The sequence below is a fragment of the Methylobacterium ajmalii genome, from assembly GCF_016613415.1.
Taxonomy (GTDB): Bacteria; Pseudomonadota; Alphaproteobacteria; order Rhizobiales; family Beijerinckiaceae; genus Methylobacterium; species Methylobacterium ajmalii.
Map to the genome: position 1 here is coordinate 21522 of NZ_JACWCT010000067.1, position 18367 is coordinate 39888.

Annotated in this window: 18 protein-coding genes; 7 read left to right on the plus strand and 11 right to left on the minus strand. The window is 73.4% G+C overall.

Annotated elements, in window-relative coordinates; all coding sequences use genetic code 11:
• The first annotated feature begins 181 nt into the window (after positions 1-181).
• The 4 genes from HPY23_RS12925 (at position 182) to HPY23_RS12940 (ending at position 3289) form a co-directional block, all read left to right on the plus strand.
• Positions 182-400: a YdcH family protein gene (locus HPY23_RS12925; RefSeq protein ID WP_060849372.1), complete on the plus strand. Its 219-nt coding sequence runs from the start codon at positions 182-184 to the stop codon at positions 398-400.
• Between the two features lie 152 nt (positions 401-552).
• Positions 553-1050, plus strand: coding sequence for a 5-(carboxyamino)imidazole ribonucleotide mutase (purE, locus tag HPY23_RS12930; RefSeq protein WP_060847323.1), 498 nt, complete (start codon positions 553-555; stop codon positions 1048-1050).
• Entirely contained in the window at positions 1047-2147 is a 1101-nt protein-coding gene (locus HPY23_RS12935; protein ID WP_091890778.1) for a 5-(carboxyamino)imidazole ribonucleotide synthase, read from the plus strand. The genes purE and HPY23_RS12935 overlap by 4 nt, the downstream gene beginning before the upstream one ends.
• 260 nt (positions 2148-2407) lie before the next feature.
• A complete protein-coding gene (locus tag HPY23_RS12940) occupies positions 2408-3289 on the plus strand; it encodes a tetratricopeptide repeat protein (protein WP_060847321.1) in 882 nt (293 codons plus the stop codon).
• A gap of 244 nt (positions 3290-3533) precedes the next feature.
• On the opposite strand, the gene HPY23_RS12945 is transcribed toward HPY23_RS12940, so the two are convergent.
• The 4 genes from HPY23_RS12945 to HPY23_RS12960 all read right to left on the minus strand — a co-directional run bounded on the left by HPY23_RS12945 (position 3534) and on the right by HPY23_RS12960 (position 7375).
• A complete protein-coding gene (locus HPY23_RS12945; protein WP_060847320.1) occupies positions 3534-3980 on the minus strand; it encodes a GNAT family N-acetyltransferase in 447 nt (148 codons plus the stop codon).
• 103 nt (positions 3981-4083) lie between these two features.
• Complete coding sequence (glpX, locus tag HPY23_RS12950; RefSeq protein WP_091890775.1) at positions 4084-5082, minus strand: class II fructose-bisphosphatase; 999 nt, start codon at positions 5080-5082, stop codon at positions 4084-4086.
• Between the two features lie 154 nt (positions 5083-5236).
• Entirely contained in the window at positions 5237-6559 is a 1323-nt protein-coding gene (locus HPY23_RS12955; protein WP_060847318.1) for a homoserine dehydrogenase, read from the minus strand.
• A gap of 132 nt (positions 6560-6691) precedes the next feature.
• Positions 6692-7375, minus strand: a complete 684-nt coding sequence (locus HPY23_RS12960; RefSeq protein WP_091890773.1) for a hypothetical protein — start codon at positions 7373-7375, stop codon at positions 6692-6694.
• Positions 7376-7481: 106 nt separating this feature from the next.
• Between HPY23_RS12960 and xth the strand changes: the two genes are divergently transcribed.
• On the plus strand, positions 7482-8279 hold the full coding sequence (xth, locus tag HPY23_RS12965) for an exodeoxyribonuclease III (RefSeq protein WP_091890770.1): 798 nt from the start codon (positions 7482-7484) through the stop codon (positions 8277-8279).
• Between the two features lie 14 nt (positions 8280-8293).
• On the opposite strand, the gene HPY23_RS12970 is transcribed toward xth, so the two are convergent.
• Together HPY23_RS12970 and HPY23_RS12975 are read right to left on the minus strand one after the other, a co-directional pair.
• Positions 8294-9058 carry a Crp/Fnr family transcriptional regulator gene (locus HPY23_RS12970; RefSeq protein ID WP_175540081.1) on the minus strand — a complete coding sequence of 255 codons (765 nt, stop codon included), beginning with the start codon at positions 9056-9058 and terminating at the stop codon, positions 8294-8296.
• Between the two features lie 74 nt (positions 9059-9132).
• On the minus strand, positions 9133-9507 hold the full coding sequence (locus HPY23_RS12975) for a response regulator (RefSeq protein ID WP_175540080.1): 375 nt from the start codon (positions 9505-9507) through the stop codon (positions 9133-9135).
• A gap of 345 nt (positions 9508-9852) precedes the next feature.
• Here HPY23_RS12975 and HPY23_RS12980 point away from each other — a divergent pair, with 345 nt between their 5' ends.
• Together HPY23_RS12980 and HPY23_RS12985 are read left to right on the plus strand one after the other, a co-directional pair.
• Positions 9853-10323, plus strand: a complete 471-nt coding sequence (locus HPY23_RS12980; RefSeq protein WP_091890761.1) for a cyclic nucleotide-binding domain-containing protein — start codon at positions 9853-9855, stop codon at positions 10321-10323.
• Complete coding sequence (locus HPY23_RS12985) at positions 10323-10577, plus strand: DUF6894 family protein (RefSeq protein ID WP_091890758.1); 255 nt, start codon at positions 10323-10325, stop codon at positions 10575-10577. Before HPY23_RS12980 ends, HPY23_RS12985 begins: the two co-directional genes overlap by 1 nt.
• On the opposite strand, the gene HPY23_RS12990 is transcribed toward HPY23_RS12985, so the two are convergent.
• From HPY23_RS12990 to HPY23_RS13010, 5 genes are all read right to left on the minus strand, one after another.
• Positions 10558-10818, minus strand: a complete 261-nt coding sequence (locus HPY23_RS12990; RefSeq protein ID WP_060847312.1) for a hypothetical protein — start codon at positions 10816-10818, stop codon at positions 10558-10560. The genes HPY23_RS12985 and HPY23_RS12990 overlap by 20 nt on opposite strands.
• Positions 10819-10870: 52 nt before the next feature.
• Positions 10871-11170, minus strand: coding sequence for a hypothetical protein (locus HPY23_RS12995; RefSeq protein WP_139235058.1), 300 nt, complete (start codon positions 11168-11170; stop codon positions 10871-10873).
• A 159-nt stretch (positions 11171-11329) separates the two neighbouring features.
• Complete coding sequence (locus HPY23_RS13000) at positions 11330-12211, minus strand: transglutaminase family protein (protein WP_060847310.1); 882 nt, start codon at positions 12209-12211, stop codon at positions 11330-11332.
• A 52-nt stretch (positions 12212-12263) separates the two neighbouring features.
• A complete protein-coding gene (locus tag HPY23_RS13005) occupies positions 12264-14936 on the minus strand; it encodes a circularly permuted type 2 ATP-grasp protein (RefSeq protein ID WP_091890752.1) in 2673 nt (890 codons plus the stop codon).
• On the minus strand, positions 14933-18178 hold the full coding sequence (locus tag HPY23_RS13010; RefSeq protein WP_091890749.1) for a transglutaminase family protein: 3246 nt from the start codon (positions 18176-18178) through the stop codon (positions 14933-14935). Before HPY23_RS13010 ends, HPY23_RS13005 begins: the two co-directional genes overlap by 4 nt.
• Positions 18179-18367: the final 189 nt, after the last annotated feature.

Below are 18367 nucleotides of genomic sequence, written 5' to 3' on the forward strand. Positions count from 1 at the left end.
GAAGCCTGCCACAGGCCGCGGCCGATGTCTAAGGCATTCCGTATTGCAATTGCGTAATGTGCGCCGCAGCGCGAGGCCGCCGAGGAGGCGGTACAACCCCGCCGGCGCCCTTGCGACACCCTTGCCGGAGGGCGGGGCCTGGTTCATGCTTCACCGCATTGTCCAAGGGCTTAGGGCGGCGATGGCGTTCGAGTTGAGTGCGGAATCGACGGCGGAGTACGAGAGCGAGCTGGCGCGGCTCCGGGAGGAGCATCGCGACCTCGACGACGCGATCGAGGCGCTGGCGGGCGTGATGGCCGGCGACCGCCTCCAGCTCCAGCGCCTGAAGAAGCGCAAGCTCGGGATCCGCGACCGCATCTCCTTCCTGGAGGACCAGCTCACGCCGGACATCATCGCCTGAGGGCGGCGTCCGGCGATCGAGGACGTCCCCGCGGTTGAGGACGTCCCGCGGCGGCTTGCGGGAGCGCGGGCGCGCCGCTACTGCGGATGAATGACCGGTCGCGGCCCGTTCGCGCGGCTTTGCGGCGCTTTTGCGAGAGGATGCGCTTGACGATGGCGGCATCGCCCCCCGTCGCAGTGATCATGGGCAGCCAGTCCGACTGGGCCACCATGCGCCACGCGGCCGAGACCCTCGACGCCCTCGGCATCCCCTACGAGGCCCGCATCGTCTCGGCCCACCGCACCCCGGACCGCCTGGTGGCCTTCGCCAAGGGCGCCAAGGCGGCGGGCGTCAAGGTGGTGATCGCGGGGGCCGGCGGCGCCGCCCACCTGCCCGGCATGGCCGCCGCGATGACGCCGCTGCCGGTCTTCGGCGTCCCGGTCGAGTCGAAGGCGCTGTCGGGCCAGGACAGCCTCCTGTCGATCGTGCAGATGCCGGCCGGCATCCCGGTCGGCACGCTCGCCATCGGCCGGGCCGGCGCCGTCAACGCGGCCCTGCTCGCCGCCGCCGTCCTGGCGCTGACCGACGAACCCCTGGCCGAGCGGCTCGACGCCTGGCGCGCGCGCCAGAGCGCGGCGGTCGCCGAGCATCCGGACACGAGCGCCCCGTGAGCACGCCCCCCATCGCCCCCGGCGCCACCATCGGCATCATCGGCGGCGGCCAGCTCGGCCGCATGATCGCGGTCGCGGCGGCGCAGTACGGGCTCAAGGCCCACATATACTGCCCCGATCCCGACAGCCCGGCCTTCGAGGTGGCGGGCCGCCGGACCGTGGCGGCCTACGACGACGCGGCGGCGCTCCAGGCCTTCGTCGAGTCCGTCGAAGTGGTGACCTACGAGTTCGAGAACATCCCGAGCCGCACCGCCGAGATCCTGGCCGCGCACCGGCCGCTGCATCCGAGCGCCTCGGCGCTCGCGACGACGCAGGACCGGCTGACGGAAAAGAGCTTCGTCGCGGGCCTGGGCATCCCGGTGGCGCCGTTCCGGGCGGTGGACGACGCCGCGGGCCTGGCCGAGGCCGTCCGCGAGATCGGCCTGCCGGCGGTGCTGAAGACCCGACGCTTCGGCTACGACGGCAAGGGCCAGGTCATGCTGCGTGATGCGGGCTTCGACACCGCCGCCGTAATGGCCTCCCTGAACGGCCAGCCCTGCATCCTCGAGGGCTTCGTGCCGTTCGAGGCCGAGGTCTCGGTGGTGGCCGCCCGCAACGCGGAAGGACGCTTCTCGGCCTACGACCCCTGCGCCAACGAGCACCGCCACCACATCCTCGCCCGCACCGTCGTGCCGGCCCCCGGCATGACGCCGGAGACCGCCGCCGAGGCGGTCGCGATCGCCCGCACCATCGCGGAGGCGCTGGGCTACGTCGGCGTGCTCGCGGTGGAGATGTTCCTGGTCCGCGGAGCCGACGGGCGGGCGGGCGTCGTCGTCAACGAGATCGCGCCGCGGGTGCACAATTCCGGCCACTGGACCATCGAGGGGGCCGAGACCTCGCAATTCGCCCAGCACGTCCGGGCGATCTGCGGCTGGCCGCTCGGCAGCGCCGCCCTGACCGGCCGCTCGGTCGAGATGCTGAACCTGATCGGCGACCAGGCTGACGACTGGACCCGGATCCTCGCCGAGCCCGGCAGCCACCTGCACCTCTACGGCAAGGGCGCGGCGCGGCCCGGCCGCAAGATGGGCCATCTCACCCGGGTCGCGGCCGGCGCCTGACCCCGCGCCTCGCCCGAACGGGTGAGGCCGCGCGGCCACACCCGTCGCCCCGGGGCGCCCTCCCCTGCTGCAACGGCGCCGGGAGCCACACCTTCGCCACATCGTCCCGCACAAGCGAAGAGGCGCACTGCCTTTAAGCCGGCCTTCACCGCGATCGGAGAAGGGTCGTCCGGCGCCGGGACCGCTTCGAGGCGGGGCGCGCGTGCGGATTGCGAAGGTGCGCGGCGCAGCGAAGATGCGCCGCCCCGGGGGAGCGGGTGATGAACAACGTGATCGGCTGGAGCCGTGTGACACCGGCGGCCCGGATGCTGGGGGCGACCGTGCTGGCCGCGCTCTCGCTCGCCGGCTGCGACACCGTCAGCCGGGCCACCGCGACGCGGCAATTCGCGGTGGTCGAGGCCGACAAGTCCGGCGCGACCGAGGTGAACATCGCCTCCCTGTCGGACGTGATCCAGCGCAACCCGAGCGACGCGGCGGCCTACAACACCCGCGGCGCGGCTTACGCCCGCGCGGGCAACTTCGATTCGGCCATCGCCGACTTCACCAAGGCGATCCAGCTCGACCCGAACTCGGCCTCGGCCTACGGCAACCGGGCCCTGGCCTACCGCCAGTCGGGCCGCAACGACGCGGCGCTGCAGGACTTTACCAAGGCGGTCGCCGCCGACCCGAACTACACCGCCGCCTATATCGGGCGCGCCAACCTGCAGCGGGCGCAGGGCAACTACGAGGCCGCCTACAGCGACCTCAGCCAGGCGATCCGCCTGACCCCGGAATCGGCCGAGGCCTACCACGCCCGCGGCCTGGTGCGGCAGGCGCAGGGCCAGCACCGCTCCGCGATCGGCGACTTCGACGCCGCCATCGACCGCAACCCCTTCGTGGCCGCGCCCTACGCCGCCCGCGGGCAGAGCCTGATCGCCACCAACCAGTACGACAAGGCGATCGAGGACTACAACGCGGCGCTGAACGTCAACAACAAGGACGCGGATTCCTGGGCCTATCGCGGGCTGGCCTACGAGAAGTCGAACCGCCGCCAGGAGGCGCTGGAGAGCTACCAGCGCGCCGTCGCCATCGACCAGGGCAACGCGATCGCCAAGCAGGGCCTGGGCCGGATGCAGGGCGGGGTGGCGTCGCTGTTCCGGTAGGAACGACGGGATTGCAGGATGAAAAGGGCCTCCGGCAATATGCCGGGGGCTTTTTTCTTGGGAGTACACGCGCGCTTGAACTCTCCCCCTCTGCCGAAGAAGGTTGCCCCGCGGAGTGGGGGCGGGAGAGGGACACCACGCTTCGGACTGAGACCGAAACCGTTCTGGCGAGCGGTCTCCTGGACCAGCGTCGCGCTTCCTCGCAGAGGCAGGAGCGTTCAGCCGCGGCCCGCTCCGCGAGACCTCACAGCACCTTGCGGTACTGGATGAAGCCCGGCCGGTCGGCGAGCGTGTCGTAGAGGGCCCGCGCGGTGACGTTGGCCTCCTGGGTCAGCCAGTAGACCCGGCTCGCCCCCGCCTCGCGGGCGGCGGCGTAGACCGCCTCGATCAGGGCACGGCCCACCCCCTGCCCGCGCGCGGCCTGCGCGGTGAACAGGTCCTGCAGGTAGCAGTAGGGCCCGGCGGTCCAGGTCGAGCGATGGAAGATGTAGTGGACGAGGCCGATCACGGCGCCGTCCCGCTCGGCCACGAGGGCGTGCATCGGCTCCGATGCGTCGTGCAGGCGCGCGAAGGTGAGGTCGGTGACCTCGGGCGCGACCGTGGCGCCGTAGAAGGTCAGGTAGCCCTGCCAGAGCGGGTCCCAGGCGGCGCGCTCGTCGGGGCGCAGCGGACGGATGATGGGGCTCGGCATGAGCGGCGAATCCTCGGGTGAGAGACGCCGCAGGGTCGCGGGGAAAGCCCCCCGGATCAAGGGGGCCGCACCGGGATCCCGGCACGGCCCGCTCGGAACAGTCCTACTTCAGGTGGAACTTGTCGAAATCGCGGTGCTCGGCCTCGATCCGGCGCACGGTGCCGGTATGCGAGCGGTAGACCACCGTCTCGGTGCGGATGGTGTTGCGGCCGAACTTCACGCCCTTGACGAGCGCTCCGTCGGTCACGCCGGTCATCGCCACCACGACGTCACCGCGGGCGAGGTCCTCGAGGGAATAGAGGCGGTTCGGATCGGCGACGCCCATCTTGGCGGCGCGGTCGCGATTCTCCTCGGTGTCGAGGATCAGGCGGCCCTGCATCTGGCCGCCGATGCAGCGCAGCGCGCCCGCCGCCAGCACGCCCTCGGGGGCGGCGCCGATGCCGAGATAGATGTCGATGCCGGTCTCCTCCGGCATGGTGGTGAAGATCACGCCGGCGACGTCGCCATCGGAGATCAGGCGCACGCCGGCACCCGTCCGGCGGATCGCCGCGATCAGGTCGGTGTGGCGCGGCCGGTCGAGGACGAGGGCGGTGATCTCGGACGGCGGCACGCCCTTGGCCTTGGCCAGCGCGTGGATGTTCTCCTCGGGGGAAGCGTCGAGGTGCACGGTGCCGACCGGGTAGCCCGGGCCGATGGCGATCTTGTGCATGTAGACGTCGGGGGCGGCGAGCAGCGTGCCGCCCTCGGCCATCGCCATCACGGCGACGGAGCCCGGCATGTCCTTGGCGCAGAGGGTCGTGCCCTCGAGCGGGTCGACCGCGATGTCGACCTTCGGGCCCGAGCCGTTGCCGAGGGTCTCGCCGATGAACAGCATCGGGGCCTCGTCGCGCTCGCCCTCGCCGATGACGACGGTGCCGTCGATCGGCAGGCGGTTCAGCTCGCGGCGCATCGCGTCGACGGCGGCCTGGTCGGCGGCCTTCTCGTTGCCCTGGCCGCGCAGGCGCGCCGCGGCCACGGCCGCACGCTCGGTGACGCGCACCAGCTCGAGGGTCAGGATGCGCTCGATGACCTGGCTCGGCCCCGGCTTCTTGGCGTCCGACATGCGTTCGTAATCCCCGTACTGGTCCTTGGGGCCGGGTCTTAGAGGAGAAACCGGCGCCGCTGAACTGAATTCTGTCGCTCGCCCGGCCGATCACCGGTGGATGGCGCGGGATCGGCGGGCGTCCGTGACTTGTGAAAACCCTCGCGGGCCGACCTCACTCGCGCTCGATGCGGATGAGCTGGGGCGGCTCGGACAGGAGCCCGTCCGCCGCCATCGCGTCGAGGCTCTCGCGGATCGCGGCTTCCGTCGCCGCGTAGGTGATCAGCACCAGCGGCACCGGCAGGCCGGAGCGGCCGTGGCGGTCGCGCGCCGCGGCGCTCTCGGAGCGGTGCTGGAGGATGCTCTCGAGCGAGATCTCGCGCTCGGCCATCTTGGTCGCGACACCGGCGGCGACGCCGGGACGGTCGTGGACGGTGAGGCGGATGTAGTAGCCGCCCTCGTGGCGCTGCATCTCGGCCCGCACCGGGGCGGTGAGGGTCGCGACCGGGCGGCCGAAGGCCGGGGGCGTGCGGCCCGCCGCCACGTCGGCGATGTCGGCGACCACCGCCGAGGCGGTGGCCTCGCCGCCGGCCCCGGGGCCGATCAGGGTCAGCTCGCGCAGTGCGTCGGTGTCGATGGTGACGGCGTTGGTCACGCCCATCACCTGGGCGATGGCCGAGGATTTCGGCACCATCGTCGGGTGGACGCGCTGCTCGATGCCGCCCGCCGTCGCCTCGGCGACGCCGAGCAGCTTGATGCGGTAGCCGAGCTCGTCGGCCATGCGCAGGTCGAGCGGGGTGATCGCCGAGATGCCCTCGACCGAGACGCCCTCGGCGTCGAGCTCGGTGCCGAAGGCGAGGCTGGTCAGGATCGCGAGCTTGTGGGCGGTGTCGAAGCCCTCGACGTCGAAGGTCGGGTCGGCCTCGGCGTAGCCCAGCGCCTGCGCGTCCTTCAGGCAGGCCTCGAAGGTCAGGCCCTCGAGCTCCATCCGGCTCAGGATGTAGTTGCAGGTGCCGTTGAGGATTCCGTAGACGCGGGAGATCCGGTTGCCGGCCAGCGCCTCGCGCAGGGCCTTGACCACCGGGATGCCGCCCGCCGCCGAGGCCTCGAAGGCGAGGGCGGCGCCCGAGGCCTCCGCCGCGCGGGCGAGCGCCGGGCCGTGCTTGGCGAGCAGCGCCTTGTTGGCGGTCACGACGTGCTTGCCGGCGGCGAGCGCCGCCTCGACGGTCTCGCGCGCCTTGCCCTCCGCGCCGCCGATCAGCTCGACCACGCAATCGACCTCCGCGGAGCGGGCGAGCGCCACGGGATCGTCGAACCAGGTCGCGCCGGAGAGATCCAGGCCGCGGTCGCGGGAACGGTCACGAGCCGCGACCGCGGTCACGACGACCGGCCGGCCGGCGGTGGCGCCGATCGCCTCGGCGCGGCGCGCGACCATGCGGACGACGGAGGCTCCGACGGTGCCGAGACCGGCGATGCCGAGGCGGAGGGCTTGAGTCATGGCAAAAATCCGGGGCGAGCGATCCGGGCAGCGGGCGCCGGGCGCCACGGACGGCGCCCTGGCGGCGGCGTTCTTCTGCAACGGTTTCGGGACCCGTGCAAGGAAGCCGCGGCGAGGTCGGCTTCCGGCGCGTCAGGCGGCCGGGCCGGGGCCCGGTTCGCGGGCGCGGCGGGCGGCCCGCACCAGGGCGTAGAGCACACCGGCGTTGAGGAGGTGCCAGAGCCAGTGGGTGCCGAAGGGCACGACCGGGCAGAGGGCGGCGTCCAGGGTGCGGGCGGTGAGCGAAACCATGAACAGCCCCCCGATCCCGATCAGGGCGGCGCCCTCCCGCCGGCCGAACCGAAGCGAGGCGATCCCGACGCCGAACAGCGCCAGGATGGCCGGCGCGTAGGCGATCGAGCCGTTGCCGAGCGGCCCGAGCAGCCGCCCGGCGAGCCAGGACGAGGCGGGCTCGAACAGGGCGGCGGCGAGCGCGAAGGCCAGCGTGCCGGCGAGCGCCGCCGGGACGGAGAGCCCGAGGAAGCGCCCGAGCGCCAGGAAGAAGTAGGCGTGGATGAACAGCGCGATCGGGATCACGTCGGCGAGCATCGCCCACTGCACCGCCAGGGTGTGGAAGAGCGCGCTGCCGATCCCGATCACCCCGACCAGCGCCGCGAACCCGTCGGCGACCGGGTCCGGCGCCCGGCCGCGCCGCAGGAGCAGGACCGCCGCGACCACGAAGGCGGCGTTCGAGACCGCGTTCAGCGGCTCGGCCAGAAGCTCCGGCCCGGTGCGCTCGCAATAGTCGCGCACCGGCTCCCACCATCCCGCCGCCATGCCCGGTCCCCAGTTCACACGCGGCCTCCGGCTTGCCAGCGCGGCGCGAAACCCCGATGACGGGAGCCCTCCGTAGAAGTGCGGTTCACGAGCGGCGCGGGACGCGATGCGGATCACCACCTGGAACGTCAACTCGGTCAAGCAGCGCCTTCCCCATCTCCTGGCCTTCCTGGCCGAGGCGCAGCCCGACGTCGTCTGCCTCCAGGAGCTGAAATGCGTCGACGACGCGTTTCCCCGCACGGAGATCGAGGAGGCCGGCTACGTGGTGGCGACCCACGGCCAGAAGGCGTTCAACGGCGTGGCGCTGCTGGCCCGCCGGCCGCTGCCGCTCCAGGAGATCCGCCGCGGCCTGCCGGGCGACGCCGCCGACGAGCAGGCGCGCTACATCGAGGCGGTGATCCCGACGAGCACCGTGCCGGTGCGGGTGGCCTCGATCTACCTGCCGAACGGCAACCCCGTCGGCACGCCGAAATACGACTACAAGCTCGCCTTCATGCGCCGCCTCCAGGCCCATGCCGTGGCCCTGCGGCAGAAGGAGGAGATCCTGGTGCTCGCCGGCGACTACAACGTGATCCCAGAGCCCGAGGATGCCGCCGATCCGGCCGCCTGGGCCCACGACGCGCTCTACCTGCCCCAGACCCGGGCGGCGTTCCGCGCGCTCCTCGCCGAGGGCTTCACCGACGCCCTGAGGGCCTGCGACGGGCGGGCGGGCGTCTACAGCTTCTGGGACTACCAGGCCGGCTGCTGGCCGCGGAACCAGGGCATCCGCATCGACCACCTGTTGCTGGCGCCCCAGGCCCTCGACCGGCTGGTCTCGGCCTCGGTGCGGAAGCACCTGCGCGGGCTGGAGAAGCCGTCCGACCACGTCCCGGTGACGGTGGAGCTGGCGGTGGAGCCGGCCTGAGGCGGGGCGGACGATCAGGCGCCCGTCGGCCGCAGGTACCCGTCCTGGAACTCGGCGACGCGGCGCAGGCCGGCCCGGTCGAGCACGTCGACCCGTCGGCCGCCGACCTCGACGAGCCGCATCAGGCGCAGCTGCCGCAGCACCCGGTTGACGTGGACGTTGGACAGGCCGGCGGTGTCGGCGATGTCCTGCTGGGTCAGCGGCAGGTCGTAGCCCGCCCGCGTCGCCCAGCCGACGGTGCCGAGCCGCGCGTGAAGCTCGCACAGGAGATGCGCCACCCGCTCGATCGCGGAGCGGCAGCCGACATTCATCAGCCATTCGCGCGTCGTCTCCTCCTCGGCCAGCTTGGCGAGACGCAGCGCCCGGGCGATGCCGGGATGCCGGGCGGTGAGGCCGGCCAGCACCTCGCCGGGCACCCGCGCCACCCGGCACGGCCCGAGGGTGCCGATGCTGTGATTCATCCGGCCGAGATGGACGAGGTCGGGGTCGCAGAGGTCGCCGGGCAGGAGATGGCCGGTGATCTGGCGGGCGCCGTTCGGCCGGTGGCGGTAGCGGCAGGCCACGCCCTCGACGATCAGGACGGCGTGATCGGGCGCGGCGCCCTCGGTCACGAGGTTCTGGCGCCCTTCGACGCATTGCGCGCCGGCGCCGAGATCGGCCAGCGCCTCTTCCTCCGCCGCGCTCAGGGGACCGAAGGCCGCGAGCTTGCGCACGATGGGATGCAGCAGGAGCGGCGCGTGGTGTCCGCATTCCGGCGGGGCGAGCGCACTCGCCATCATGGTCGGCGCAGCGGGCCACGTCCCGGATGTCGCCGTCGCCGATACCGCCGTTGGTGGGGTCATTCTGGGCACGGTCATTCCGGGCGTACCTCGCGGGCGAGCTGGTCGAGCACGAGGACGAGGTCCCGGTGCCAGGCCGGCTTGGTCAGCCGGGGAGCCAGGCTGAGCTCGGTGCAGGCGTCGGCGCTGCGATCGGCATGGACGAGGAACGGCACGCCCCGGGCTCGCAGGGCCCGGGCGAGCCGGCTGCCGTCGCCGTCCCGGAGGGGGAGGTCGATGACGGCGAGGTCGGGCACGCGGCCGGCCATCCAGGCGAGCGCCTGGGCCTGCGTCGCCAGGGGCCCGGCGACGCGGTAGCCGGCTTCCGCCAGCGTCTCGCCGACCGCGAGGCCGACGAGCGGGTCCTCCTCGATCAGCAGCACCGTCGGATGATGGTCGTCCCGTCTCACGATGGGGCCCTCCGTGTCCGTTCCGGGCCGGCCCGGCGAGCTGCTCGGCCGCCCGCGAAACCGTGATGGCGCAAAGAGTTATCGACGCGATCCGCCTCGGCGCAAGCATTCGTTACGCTCGGTATTGTATCGAACCAATCGCACCCGGCGATCTCGGTTCCCGGCATGACGAAAATTACCGCAATAAACGAAGCGTGAGCATGACCGATTTCCGGACTATCATTTGTTATATTGCTTGATTTCTTTGAATTCTCTCTTTGGTTTCATGACGAAAACTGATAGTGGACGACCCCCGCTCGCGGTCGGACAGGGCGCCTCGGCCGTCGGGTCAGCGAGGAGGGAGCCGTGTCGCATCTCCGGCAATCGACCACCCGCAACCGCATCCTCAGGGCGATGGCGCCCGAGGACCTCGCGCGGCTGCAGCCGCATCTCGATCCCCTGCCGCCGCAGCTGCGCGAGGTGCCGATCTCCCCGGACACGCCGGTCGACGAGCTGTTCTTCATCGAGAGCGGCATGGTCTCGATCTCGACCGCGCACGACGAGCGCCGGATCGAGGTCGGCCTGGTCGGAAGCGAGGGGCTGGTCGGCGCGGTCCCGGTCGCCCTCGACTGCCTCAGGACGCCGCAGGTCTACTTCGTCCGGCTGTCGGGCGAGGGCTTGAGCATCGGCCGGGACGCGCTCTGCGCGGCGATCGGCGAGAGCCCGGCCCTGCGCCGGCGGATCGGGGTGCTCGACCGCGCCAGGCTCCTGGCACTGACGAACGGCCGCTACGGCACGCCGGAGGGCGAGTATGCCCGGCTGATCAAGGGCGCCTGATGCGGCGCTTCTTCTTCCATCTCCGGCACGCCCCGGGCCCGGACGGCCTGGCCCGCGACCCCGAGGGGGATGCCCTGCCGGGCCCCGGCGAGGCTCGCGCCCACGCCCTCGCGATCGCCCGCGGCCTGATCGCCCGGACGCGGGTTCACGCGGTGCGGGACTGGTTCGCCTGCACCTTCGAGGTGACGGACGAGGACGACCGGCCGGTGATGGCGGTGCCGTTCTCCGACACGGTCATGGCGGACGAGGACTAGGCTCGGCGGCGAGCCGCCGGGCGATCCAGGTTTGCGCCGCGTCGAGATCGGCGAAGGCCGCCGGCTGGTGCGACGCCAGGGGGCCGAACCCCGCCTCCAGGAACCAGGAGCCGGCTTCGTCGCCGTAGGCATCGGAGAGGCAGACGAGCACGGCCGCGAGCGCGCCGCCCGCGAAGACCAGCAGGCCCCGCTCGTCCTCGCTGCCGGTCCTGACGCGCACGGGCTGGAGCGTGAGATCCATGGCTGGGCAACGGCGCGCCGCTGCGATGGTTCGGGCGGTTCCGGCGAAGTCTTCACGCCGAGCTTTTCTCGCCGAGTTTCCCGCCGAGTTTCCCGCGATGCGTCGTGCTCGCCGGCGGCGGCACGGAGCAGGCGGCGGCCGGGATCGCGGCCGCCCGGGGCACGGGCAGCCCGGATGCCGGCTGCGGGGGGACCGCGGTCGCGCGCTCGCCCCGCGCGATCGTCGGCCATGCCGACGGCGCTGACGCAGCGGGGATCTCGGCGCCGGGGGATTTCGCCGGGCGAATCGTCCGGATCGGGTAAATCGCCGGAGATTGATCCAAGTTGAGGACGCGGGCGGCGAACCGGCCCATGGTCCCCCTCGCCACGCCGGCCCTGTCCCGTCCCATCGACGGCACTCGGTTGGTGTCGCGACCCGCGGGCCGGGACATCTCTCCTCGGCGTTCAGCGCATCGCCCGGCCCGCCCATTCCCCTCGCCGAACGTTCCCCCGCGCATCGCCACGCGCGGCGTTCAGGCGATCTCGTCCTCCGGCACCACGTCCACGGCGACCCGCAGGCTCTGCGCGCCCGACCCGGCGATGATGCCGGCGACCGGCGCCACGTCGGCGTAGTCGCGGCCGCGGGCGACCACGATATGGTCGTCCCGGACGCCGATGCCGTTGGTCGGATCGAGGCCGATCCAGCCCTCCCCGCACCAGACCGCCACCCAAGCGTGGCTCGCATCCGCCCCTTCGAGCCGCGGCTGGCCCGGGGGCGGCAGGGTGCGCAGGTAGCCGCTGACATAGGCGGCCGGCAGGCCGAGGCCGCGCAGCGCCGCGATCATGATGTGGGAAAAGTCCTGGCACACGCCGCGCCGGCCCGCGAAGGCCTGGGCGAGCGGCGTGCCGACCTCGGTCGCCTCGGCGTCGAAGGCGAAGTCCGCGCGGATGCGGCGCATCAGGTCGAAGGCCCCCGCATAGGCGCCGCCGCCGGGGGGGAAGCTCGCCCGCGCGTAGTCCGTGACCTCCGGCAGGAGCGGCACCCGCCGGCTCGGCGCCGTGAAATGGGCCGGCGCGTCGGGATCGAGGCCGGGCCGGGTCAGCACCCGCTCGCGCACCTCCTCCCAGGCCGGGCCGGATTCCGGCTCCGGCAGCGGCGGCCGCTCGACGCGGACGCGGGACTGCGCGTCGATCCGGAAATCCCGGTGCGGCGTCTCGACGGTGAGCGACACCGTGCGGTTGCCGAAGAAGTCGCCGCGCTCGGTCGCGGTGCGGGGCGCGGGCTCGACCACGACCTCGTGCGAGAGCGGCACCTGCCCCTCCCCCGCCGCCGGCGCGAGGCGCAGGGTGCAGCGGGCATAGCCGACCGGGTTGCGGTAGGCGTAGGCCGTGAGGTGGCGCAGGCGGTAGAGCATCGCAGCCGATCGATCGTCCAGAGTGCCGGGCCCGGGGCCCGGGTGCCGCGGCTCAGGCCAGGGTGGCGAGGGTTTCCGGCCGCGCGGCGTCCGACCCGCCGGGGAAATAGCGCGCGGCGACCGCCTCGGCGATCTCCCACAGGCGGGTCTCCCAGGCCGCCACCGCCTCGAGCGGCAGCGTGCCGGCCTCGGCGCCGGCGACCTCCCCGGCGAGGCTCGCGACGAGGCGCACCGGCGCCTCCGCCACCCCGTCCTGGCGCAGCGACGGCAGGCCGGCCAGGCGCTCGGCCAGGCGCTCGACCTGGAAGGCGAGGGAGCGCGGGTTGTAGGGATCGAGCAGCACCATGTCGCGCACCGGCGCCAGGGCGACCCCGAGGATGTAGCGCGCCCCGTAGGAGATGCGGGAATCGGCGAGCTCGAGCAGCACGCCGAGGTCGTCGGTGCTGGCGCCGGCCGCCCCGAACTCGAGGGCGAAGCGGCAGGCATGGACCGCGCGCTCGACCCGCCGGCCCAGGTCGACGAAGGCGAAGCCCCCGGCCCGGTTCATGTTCTCCTGGGCCAGGCCCGCGAGCGCCGCGGTGAGCGAGAGGGCGCGCTCGGCCCGGTCGAGGAGGGCGGCCTCCGAATCGGTCCCCTCGGCCGGGGCCTCCAGCACCTCCCGCAGGGACGAGAGCGCCCGCCAGGTCTCGCCCGACAGGCGCTCGCGCAGCGACGAGGCGTTGCGCCGGGCCGACAGGGCGTGGGCGAGCGCCGAGCCCCACATCCCCCCGTCCGAGAGGGCATGGTGGGCGAGCCGGGCGGCCGGCCCCTCCGTCGCCGGCACGGCGCCCCAGGCGTGCAGCAGGGCACGGATGCGGGCCGAGGTGGCGCGATCCTCGGTCGCCATCGAGACGCTGCCGGCTCCGTCGAGCAGGCAGGCGGTGAGGCGGATCACCGCCTCGGCCCGCTCCAGGTGGCGGCCGAGCCAGAACAGGTTGTCGGCGGCCCGGCTCGGCAGCAGGCCGGGCACCCGGCGCACCGCGACCCGGTCGCTCGGCGGCAGGAGGCTCGCCTGCGCGGCGGTTGAGCCGTCGGAGAGCACCCAGACGTCGGCGGCGCGCACCCCGGCCCCCATCGCCACCGGGCGCACGTCCGGCGTCTCGGAGATGCGGCAGAAGCCGCCGGGCATCACCCGCCAGCCCTCGGGCGTCGCGGCCGCGAAGACCCGGAGCACGAAGGGGCGCGGCACCAGCCGGGTGCCGTCCCAGACCGGGGCGGTGGAGAGGCGCACCGGCTCGTGGGCGACGAGGTCGCCGGGCCGGTCGCGCAGCACCCCGCGCAGGCGCGCGGTCTCGGCCGCGTCGCGTCCCCCGCCGAAGGCGCGGCTGCTGAACGCCCCCTGCGCCGGGGCGGCGGCCGGGCGGAAAGCCAGGTAGTCGAACCGCTCCAGCACGGCGTCGCGCTGGGCGGGGTCGCCGCACCACCAGGTCGGCAGGCCGGGCAGGCGCAGGGGCTCGCCGAGGAGGTGCCGGCACAGCGCCGGCAGCGAGGCGGCGAGCCAGGCGCTCTCGACGAGGCCGGTGCCCGGCATGTTGCCCATCGCCACCGCACCGGCACGCAGCGCCTCGACGAGGCCCGGCGCGCCGAGGCGCGAGGCGGGGTTGAGCTCCAGGGGATCGACGAAGTCGCCGTCGATGCGGCGCCAGAGCACGTCGACCCGCTTGAGGCCGGCCACCGTGCGGATGAACACCAGCCCGTCGCGCACCAGGAGGTCGTCGCCCTCCACCAGGGCGAAGCCGAGATAGCGGGAGAGCACCGCCTGCTCGACATAGGTGTCGCTGTAGGGCCCCGAGGTCATCAGCCCGATGCGCGGCTCCTCGCGGGAGGCCGTGGCGGCGAGGCCGTCACGAAACGCCTGGAAGAACGAGGCGACGCGCTCGACGTCGAGCGCGGCGTAGACCTCCGGCAGGGCCCGGGCCATCACGAGCCGGTTCTCCAGGGCGTGGCCGGCGCCCGACGGCGCCTGGGTCCGGTCGGCCAGCACCCGCCAGGCGCCGTCCGGCCCGCGGGCGAGGTCGGCGGCGTAGAAGTGCAGGTGGCGCCCGCCCGAGGGGGGCACACCGACCAGGGGGCGCAGGAATTCCGGGTCGCCCGCGACCGCCGCCGCCGGCACGAGGCCGGCCCGGGCGAGGGCACCCTCGCCGTAGAGGTCGCCCAGAACCGCCTCGAGCAGCTCGGCGCGCTGCGCCACCCCGGCGGCGATCGCCTGCCACTCCGTCCCCTCGATCAGGAGCGGCAGGGCGCCGATCGGCCAGTCGCGCTCGGTCGTGTCGCCGTAGGCCCGGTAGGCGATGCCGGTGCCGTGGATGTGCCGCCCCGCCGCGGCGAGCCGGGCGGCGATCTCGCAATCCGGCAGCCCGGCGAGGTGGCCCAGGAACCGGGCCCAGGCCGGCCGCAGGGCGCCGTCCGCCGAGACCAGCTCGTCGGGCAGGCCCGGCTGGGCGGCGTAGCCGGCGGTCCAGCGCGCCAGGCGCGCCTCGGGGTCGTCCTCCCGGGCCGGCTCGATCCAGCCCAGGCAGTCGCGGTCGTCCGGATCCCCGCCCGACGCACCTTGCGCCGGGCCGCCCTGCGCCGCCGGGCCGTCGGCGACCGGCCCCGAAGCCCCGGGCTCCCCGTCACCGGGATCCCGGTCGACGAGCCCGTTCCCGGGGAGCGTATCGCCCGGCGCCGTCCCCGCCGCACTCATCGCGGCGCGGGCGTGCGCAGGTCGAGGGTGAGCGGGAACTCGCGCCGGGGCTCCTCCGGCGGCGTGCCGACCCGGCCCGGGGTGTGGCCGTTCTCCTGGAAGCGGGCGAGGCGGCGGCCTTCCGCCTCGTAGGTGTTGATCGGGAAGGTCTCGTAGTTGCGCCCGCCCGGATGGGCGACGTGGTAGACGCAGCCGCCGAGGGAGCGCCCGCTCCAGCTGTCGAGCACGTCGAAGGTGAGCGGCGCGTGGACCGGCAGCGTCGGGTGCAGGGCCGAGGCCGGCTGCCAGGCCTTGAAGCGCAGGCCCGCCACCGCCTCGCCGGAGCGGCCGGTATCGGTCATCGGCAGACGCCGTCCGTTGCAGGTCACGACGTGCCGGCTCGGCACGTAGCCCGACACCTTGACCTGCAGCCGCTCCACCGACGAATCGACGTAGCGCACCGTGCCGCCGATCGCGCCCTCCTCGCCGAGCACGTGCCAGGGCTCCAGGGCCTGGCGCAGCTCGAGCTTGACCCCGCCGCGCTCGACCTCGCCATAGCGCGGGAAGCGGAACTCGGCCTGTGCCTCGTACCAGGCCGGATCGAAGGCGTAGCCGGCGCGGTTGAGGTCGCCCAGCACCGAGGAAAAATCCTCCCACAGGAAGTGGGGCAGCATGAAGCGGTCGTGGAGCGCCGTGCCCCAGCGCACGAACCCGCCCTCCTGCGGCTCGCGCCACAGCCAGGCGACGAGGGCGCGCAGCAGCACCTGCTGGGCGAGGCTCATCCGTGCCTCGGGCGGCATCTCGAACGAGCGGAACTCCAGGAGGCCGAGCCGCCCGGTCGGGCCGTCCGGGGAGTAGAGCTTGTCGATGCAGATCTCGGACCGGTGGGTGTTGCCGGTCACGTCGGTGAGGATGTTGCGGAAGAGCCGGTCGACGAGCCAGAGCGGCACCTCGGGCCCGCCCGGCGGCGGCACCTGGGCGAGGGCGATCTCGAGCTCGTAGAGCCCGTCGTGGCGCGCCTCGTCCATCCGCGGCGCCTGGCTGGTCGGGCCGACATAGAGTCCGGAGAACAGGTAGGACAGGGACGGGTGGCGCTGCCAGTAGAGCACCAGGCTCTTCAGCAGGTCGGGCCGGCGCAGGAACGGCGAATCCGCCGGGGTCGAACCGCCGAGCACGACATGGTTGCCGCCCCCCGTCCCGGTATGGCGCCCGTCGGTCATGAACTTCTGCGCGCCGAGCCGGGTCTGGCGGGCATCCTGGTAGAGCCCGGTGGTGATCTCGACCGCCTCGCGCCAGGTCGCGGCCGGCTGGACGTTGACCTCGATCACGCCGGGATCGGGCGTGACCTTGATCACCGCGAGGCGCGGATCGTAGGACGGCTCGTAGCCCTCGACGTGGAGCGGCTGGCCGATCTCGGCGGCGGCCTCCTCCAGGACGGAGAGGAGCGCGAGGTACTCGTCCACCCGCTCGATCGGCGGCATGAACACGCACAGCACGCCGTCCCGCGGCTCGATCGCCAGGGCGGTGCGCACCGCGACGCCGACCGGGGCGGGCTTGCGCGCCGGCTTGGCGCCGGGCCTGAGGGGCCCGCGCTGCTCCACGGGGTCCTGGGGCACGTAGTACGGGTAGGCGCCCGGCGGCACGTAGGGCAGCGAGGCGAGCGGCAGGCGGAAGCCCGCCGGGGAATCGCCCGGCACCAGGTAGATCGCGCCGCGCTTGAGCTGCCAGGCCTCCGACACCCAGTGCCGCTCGGGGCCGACCGCGACGTTGGCGAGCGGCAGCACGTAGCCGACGGCCGTCTCGAGACCGCGGGTGAAGACCCGCGCCATCCGGGCCTGCGATTCCGCGTCGCCGACCTTCGGATCGAGGGGCGTGACGTTGACCGGCAGCTCGGCGAGCTTGCGCTCCCAGTACTCGGGATCCTCGAAGAGCGGCTGGATGTAGGGCGAGAGGCCGAGCCGGCGGGCGAGCCCGCGCATCAGCGCCTCGGCCTCCTCGAGGCCGGCCTCGCGCGGGCCGGTCTCGGAGGCGATGAGGTCCGGGTCGCGCCAGACCGGCGTGCCGTCCTTGCGCCAGTAGAGTGCGAAGGCCCAGCGCGGCAGGCTCTCGCCCGGGTACCACTTGCCCTGGCCGTAATGCAGGAACCCGCCGGGGCCGAAGCGGTCGCGCAGGCGCCGGATCAGCTGGTCGGCCAGCCCCCGCTTCGTCGGGCCGACGGCGGCGGCGTTCCATTCCGGCGATTCGAAGTCGTCGACCGACACGAAGGTCGGCTCGCCGCCCATGGTCAGGCGCACGTCCTGCCCGGCGAGATCGCGGTCGATCCGCTCGCCGAGCGCGTCGAGGGCGGCCCAGGCCTCGTCGGAGAAGGGCTTGGTCACCCGCGGCGCCTCGGCGACCCGGGTGACGGTCATGGCGAAGTCGAACGCGACCTCGGCCGGCTCGGCGAGGCCGGAGATCGGTGCCGCCGAGCGGTAATGCGGGGTCGCGGCGAGCGGGACGTGGCCCTCGCCGCACAGGAGGCCCGATGTCGCGTCGAGCCCGATCCAGCCGGCGCCCGGCACGTAGGCCTCGGCCCAGGCGTGGAGGTCGGTGAAGTCGGTGGTGGTGCCGGCCGGCCCGTCGACCGCGGTGGTGTCGGGCACCATCTGGAGGAGGTAGCCGGAGACGAAGCGGGCGGCGAGACCCAGGCGCCGCAGCACCTGCACCAGCAGCCAGGCCGAGTCGCGGCACGAGCCGCTGCCCTTCCTGAGCGTCTCGGCCGGGGTCTGCACCCCGGGCTCCATCCGCACGACGTACGACACCGTGTCCCGGACGAGCGCGTTCAGCGCCACCAGGAACTGCACGGTGTTGGGCTCGGCCGGCAGCCGCGCCATCAGGGCGTCGACCTCGGGTCCCCCCTCCTCGACCGCGAGGTAGGGGCCGAGCTCGGCCTTCAGCTCGTCCGGATAGGCGAAGGGCCGGGTCTGCGCGTAGTCCTCGACGAAGAAGTCGAACGGGTTGATCACCGACATGTCGGCGACGAGGTCGACCTCGACGCGGAATTGCGTCGTCTTCTCGGGGAAGACCAGCCGGGCGAGCCAGTTGCCGTTCGGGTCCTGCTGCCAGTTCACGAAGTGGTTGGCCGGGGTGACCTTGAGGGCGTAGCTCTCGATCCGGGTCCGCGTATGCGGCGCCGGGCGCAGGCGGATCACCTGCGGCCCGAGGGAGATCGGCCGGTCGTAGGTGTAGGACGTGACGTGGTGCAGGGCGGCCTTGATCGACACGACGACTCCGAACCTTGATGCTGGAAGAAGGGGCGCCCGCCGGCCTGTCCGCGCGTTCGAGGGCGTTTTACACCTTGGCCGGGCCCGCGTCAGCCGCCGCGTCGCGGGCGTCAACCGGTGTCGCGTCTCTCTACGTCATCGCGAGGCCTCGTCCCGGGCGGCTGGCCGAAATTAAGGCAAGTCCCGTGC

Excerpts from the sequence above, each read along its gene's own strand:
- HPY23_RS12985 (WP_091890758.1), top strand. The coding sequence starts at position 10,323 with ATGCGGCGCTTCTTCTTCCATCTCCGGCACGCCCCGGGCCCGGACGGC.
- HPY23_RS12955 (WP_060847318.1), bottom strand. The coding sequence starts at position 6,559 with ATGACTCAAGCCCTCCGCCTCGGCATCGCCGGTCTCGGCACCGTCGGA.
- HPY23_RS12945 (WP_060847320.1), bottom strand. The coding sequence starts at position 3,980 with ATGCCGAGCCCCATCATCCGTCCGCTGCGCCCCGACGAGCGCGCCGCC.
- HPY23_RS12960 (WP_091890773.1), bottom strand. The coding sequence starts at position 7,375 with ATGGCGGCGGGATGGTGGGAGCCGGTGCGCGACTATTGCGAGCGCACC.
- HPY23_RS13005 (WP_091890752.1), bottom strand. The coding sequence starts at position 14,936 with ATGAGTGCGGCGGGGACGGCGCCGGGCGATACGCTCCCCGGGAACGGG.
- HPY23_RS12925 (WP_060849372.1), top strand. The coding sequence starts at position 182 with ATGGCGTTCGAGTTGAGTGCGGAATCGACGGCGGAGTACGAGAGCGAG.
- HPY23_RS12940 (WP_060847321.1), top strand. The coding sequence starts at position 2,408 with ATGAACAACGTGATCGGCTGGAGCCGTGTGACACCGGCGGCCCGGATG.
- HPY23_RS12995 (WP_139235058.1), bottom strand. The coding sequence starts at position 11,170 with ATGGGCCGGTTCGCCGCCCGCGTCCTCAACTTGGATCAATCTCCGGCG.
- HPY23_RS12990 (WP_060847312.1), bottom strand. The coding sequence starts at position 10,818 with ATGGATCTCACGCTCCAGCCCGTGCGCGTCAGGACCGGCAGCGAGGAC.
- glpX (WP_091890775.1), bottom strand. The coding sequence starts at position 5,082 with ATGTCGGACGCCAAGAAGCCGGGGCCGAGCCAGGTCATCGAGCGCATC.
- xth (WP_091890770.1), top strand. The coding sequence starts at position 7,482 with ATGCGGATCACCACCTGGAACGTCAACTCGGTCAAGCAGCGCCTTCCC.
- HPY23_RS13000 (WP_060847310.1), bottom strand. The coding sequence starts at position 12,211 with ATGCTCTACCGCCTGCGCCACCTCACGGCCTACGCCTACCGCAACCCG.
- HPY23_RS12970 (WP_175540081.1), bottom strand. The coding sequence starts at position 9,058 with ATGATGGCGAGTGCGCTCGCCCCGCCGGAATGCGGACACCACGCGCCG.
- purE (WP_060847323.1), top strand. The coding sequence starts at position 553 with ATGGCGGCATCGCCCCCCGTCGCAGTGATCATGGGCAGCCAGTCCGAC.